The 3292-nt window shown below is 49.2% G+C and carries 2 protein-coding genes; one reads left to right on the top strand and one right to left on the bottom strand.

Going from position 1 to position 3292, the window contains the following annotated elements:
- A partial coding sequence (locus MHN01_RS21420; RefSeq protein WP_239413337.1) for a substrate binding domain-containing protein occupies positions 1–615 on the top strand: 615 nt, incomplete at its 5' end.
- Between the two features lie 121 nt (positions 616–736).
- Here the strand turns inward: MHN01_RS21420 and MHN01_RS21415 are convergent.
- Positions 737–2650 (bottom strand): pyridoxal-dependent decarboxylase, encoded by a 1914-nt coding sequence (locus tag MHN01_RS21415; RefSeq protein WP_239413336.1) that lies wholly within the window; start codon positions 2648–2650, stop codon positions 737–739.
- Between the last annotated feature and the right edge of the window lie 642 nt (positions 2651–3292).

Below are 3292 nucleotides of genomic sequence, written 5' to 3'. Positions count from 1 at the left end.
TCTGTCCCGACCATTTCCGGTGAGCTGCTATTGGCTGAGGCGGTGTCGGATTTTTGCCAGAAGCACCCCGGCATGACTGTCGATATGTCGCTGGACAACCATTTCGTTGACCTCTTGTCCGAGAACGTCGATCTGGTGATCCGTACCGGCTACCTCGAAGACTCCAGCCTGATCGCCCGCCATATTTTTAACTCGCGCTGGGTCATCTGCGCCTCGCCGAAATATATCGAACAGTACGGGATGCCAATGACGCCTAAGGCCCTCCAGCACCACAATTGTCTTGGCTACAACCAGCAGAGCACCGGCCCGTTCGATTGGCAGTTTATCCGTAACGGCGAACTCTATACGCTAAAAGTCGCCGGCAACTTTTCATCAGACAATGCCGCCGCGCTTCGTAAATCGACCCTAGCCGGCAACGGCCTGTCCTACCTGCCTACCTGTCTGATTTATGACGACCTCCAGCAAGGCAGCCTGGTCGAGGTTTTACCGGAGCATGCCGGGAAGGTCGTCGGGATCTATGCGGTCTATCCATACACCCGCAAACCAGCCAAACGTATTCAGGCACTGATCGAACATATCCGCGAGCGCTATCTGGAAATCAAGGACCGTTTCTAATCAGGCCCTCCTCAATGATCTATTCAACAAAACCTTAAGCAAAAAAAGCGAGCCTATAAAGCTCGCCATTTCTAGCCTCTAACCTCAGCAGATGTTATCTCTCGGGATTATGAACCGAGAGTTACGCTGCTGAATGCGACAAGGATTTTTTATTCTCCTCATCAACAATTTCCGTCAGGATCTGGGTAAAGATGTCACGCAGGTTATTCCAGTACTGACTGAAGCGGACCTCGTCGCGCAGGAAGGTTGTCATCACCGCAGAGCGCAGAATATACACCGAACCTTCAGTCTCCCACTCTTGCACATCAAATCCGCGCTCACGCACATAGATGCTCGGCGTGTCACCATATTCATCCACCGTCAGGGACGTTGACGAGGTGAGAAAGTCTTTGCTGTAGGCTCGACCCGACGCATAAGAGCAACGCTCATAAACGCGCTGGTTCAGGCTATTGTGATCTGCCAGACTGTCATTGCCCAACTCTTTAAACGTAAAGTTGACCATATGAAAATCCGGATGCATCAGCGGTCGGACTTCAAAACTGCGCCCCTGAACAACAAACGGCTCAGCCGTAGCCAGCTTATTGGTAAACCAGTCTGCCGTTACAATACCGCGACCAATCACATGACCGTAGCCACTGATATTTAACGGCACCAGGCGGTGGGCAGCCCATACTGCCGCAGCTGTCGAGCCGGCTTTGGAGCCTTCCATAATCGAAGAGCCCAGCATCACCGGCTTGTCACCGACATCCTGCTCATCCGATTCTTCAAATACATAGGCCGCATGATAGGAAATAAGGTCAACGATACGGCTGTCTTTCATCGCAATCGCCCCGGCAGAGTATGGGATATACCCCACCTTGTGCGGATCGACAGTGATAGAATCGGCTTCTGACATCGCCTGAAACGCGTCATATACATCACGCTTAGGCCAAACAACGCCCTCAGGAATGATTTCTTTGCTGCGATAGCTATCAACCAGAGCGTCATAATCCATGAACTGAGACTCTTCATCCAGGAACATAGAGCGGACATAGCCACCGTAGGCAGCATCAACATGAATATAGAACGAGCTGCCGTATTTCTCCTCACATTCCTGGCGCAGTTTCACCACTTCATGAACGGCATCTACAGAGCCTTCTTCCGTGGTACCAACGACCGAGACCATACCCAGAATTGGTGTACCTTCTTCCATAAGACGGAAGGTTGTCTCGCGCATTTTCTCCACATCAGTACGGTAATTACTGTCAACGTCCAGCGGTACGATGTGCTCCTGGCCCAAGCCCAGAATATCCATGGCTTTCATCCACGAGTAGTGCTTCGAGCGCGGTACCAGGAATTTACCCAGCTTACCCGGCTCGACACCAACGCCTCGTGCAGACAGCTCCCTAACCTGCTCGAAGATGCCACGTTTCTTCAGCTCATCGGTTAAATCCAGCACGTCTGAACTCTTCATGTTCAGCAATTGCTGCTCTGTTAAACCAGCAACCAGATCTTTTGCCTCATCATGATGGGCCATCGCCAGTGGCATTGATTTCAGGTTTCTGGCAACCCAAATACCTTCATAGTTGGCCACTGTACCGCCCGAGGTAATATGCCCCCATGACTTGCCGACGTCATAACCAAACATCTGGCAAAGATCACGGCCGGCCTCAAGTTCCAAATCTGTCGTTACAGGCGAGGCTTCAACCGCACAGTTATTTTGGTTGTACATCATCGTCATCACGTAGGCCAGATGCGACACCATCAAGGTATCGGCATTCATGTGGCCTAGGTAGCGTGGTGAAAACCAAGGGACTGATTTTGTTTTAAGGCGGGAAGACAAGTCGCGTAAGATATCCTCTGTACGGTATAAGGTATCGCGGAAATCTGGTTGATACTGGCAATGCGGAGTCACCAGAGCCGAATCTTCCGGGTGGAAGCCAGAGCGCCAATGCATATGCTCTGTTATGGCATATTCCATCATCTCTTTATAGAAAACCCGGTTCTCAGATTTAGGCCCCAGGAAAAGGGCATCGACATTTACATCTTTGTTCATAATAAACCCATACTGTAATCGTTTGGAAAACCAATGAAATGGTCAGTGACCATAAGTCTGTTGGTCCTCGTTTCCACACTACAATCCAAATTCAGGCAGAGACTTATTCCCTCCACCAAATCACAAGGTCTGATCGTTTTTCGAAAATTAATGTAATAGCAATCAACAGCAGTTCATCACCACGACCATGACTCAACGCCAAATCTGCCACCTCGAAATAGCAGGTAGCATAACCAATCTAAGGCGTTACTAATTCGAAGACTTCTTAACTCGGAATTGGCAGCGATTCTACCGCAATGATCGAGACTTATATATGCAACAAGAAAGGTAAATAGGCATTTTGTAAATCTGGGTGACCAAGTTGTGGGCTTTATCACTAAAAACACCTCAAAACTTAAATATTAAATCCGGCCTTTGGTCTTGTAGGCCGGATTTTTTACTATTAAGGCATCTTGCTGACACATCTTAAAGCAATTTCTTCGCCTGGCTTGTCAGCGCCTGATTAATGTCAGATAGCACTAAGGACGAATATGCTCAAAGTCCACTGTCACTTCTTGTAAACCCTCGAAGCCAGCTAACGTCTTACCCTTGCTAACCCGAACAGTGTCAGCTTTATAGTAGTAGGGCTGCAGTGTTCCTTCG

It is taken from the genome of Photobacterium sp. OFAV2-7, from assembly GCF_022347985.1.
Taxonomy (GTDB): domain Bacteria; phylum Pseudomonadota; class Gammaproteobacteria; order Enterobacterales; family Vibrionaceae; genus Photobacterium.
This window is presented reverse-complemented; position numbering and strand designations above follow the sequence as displayed.

What these genes read in the sequence shown, in the direction of transcription:
- MHN01_RS21415 (WP_239413336.1), bottom strand. Translation starts at nt 2,650, where the DNA reads ATGAACAAAGATGTAAATGTCGATGCCCTTTTCCTGGGGCCTAAATCT.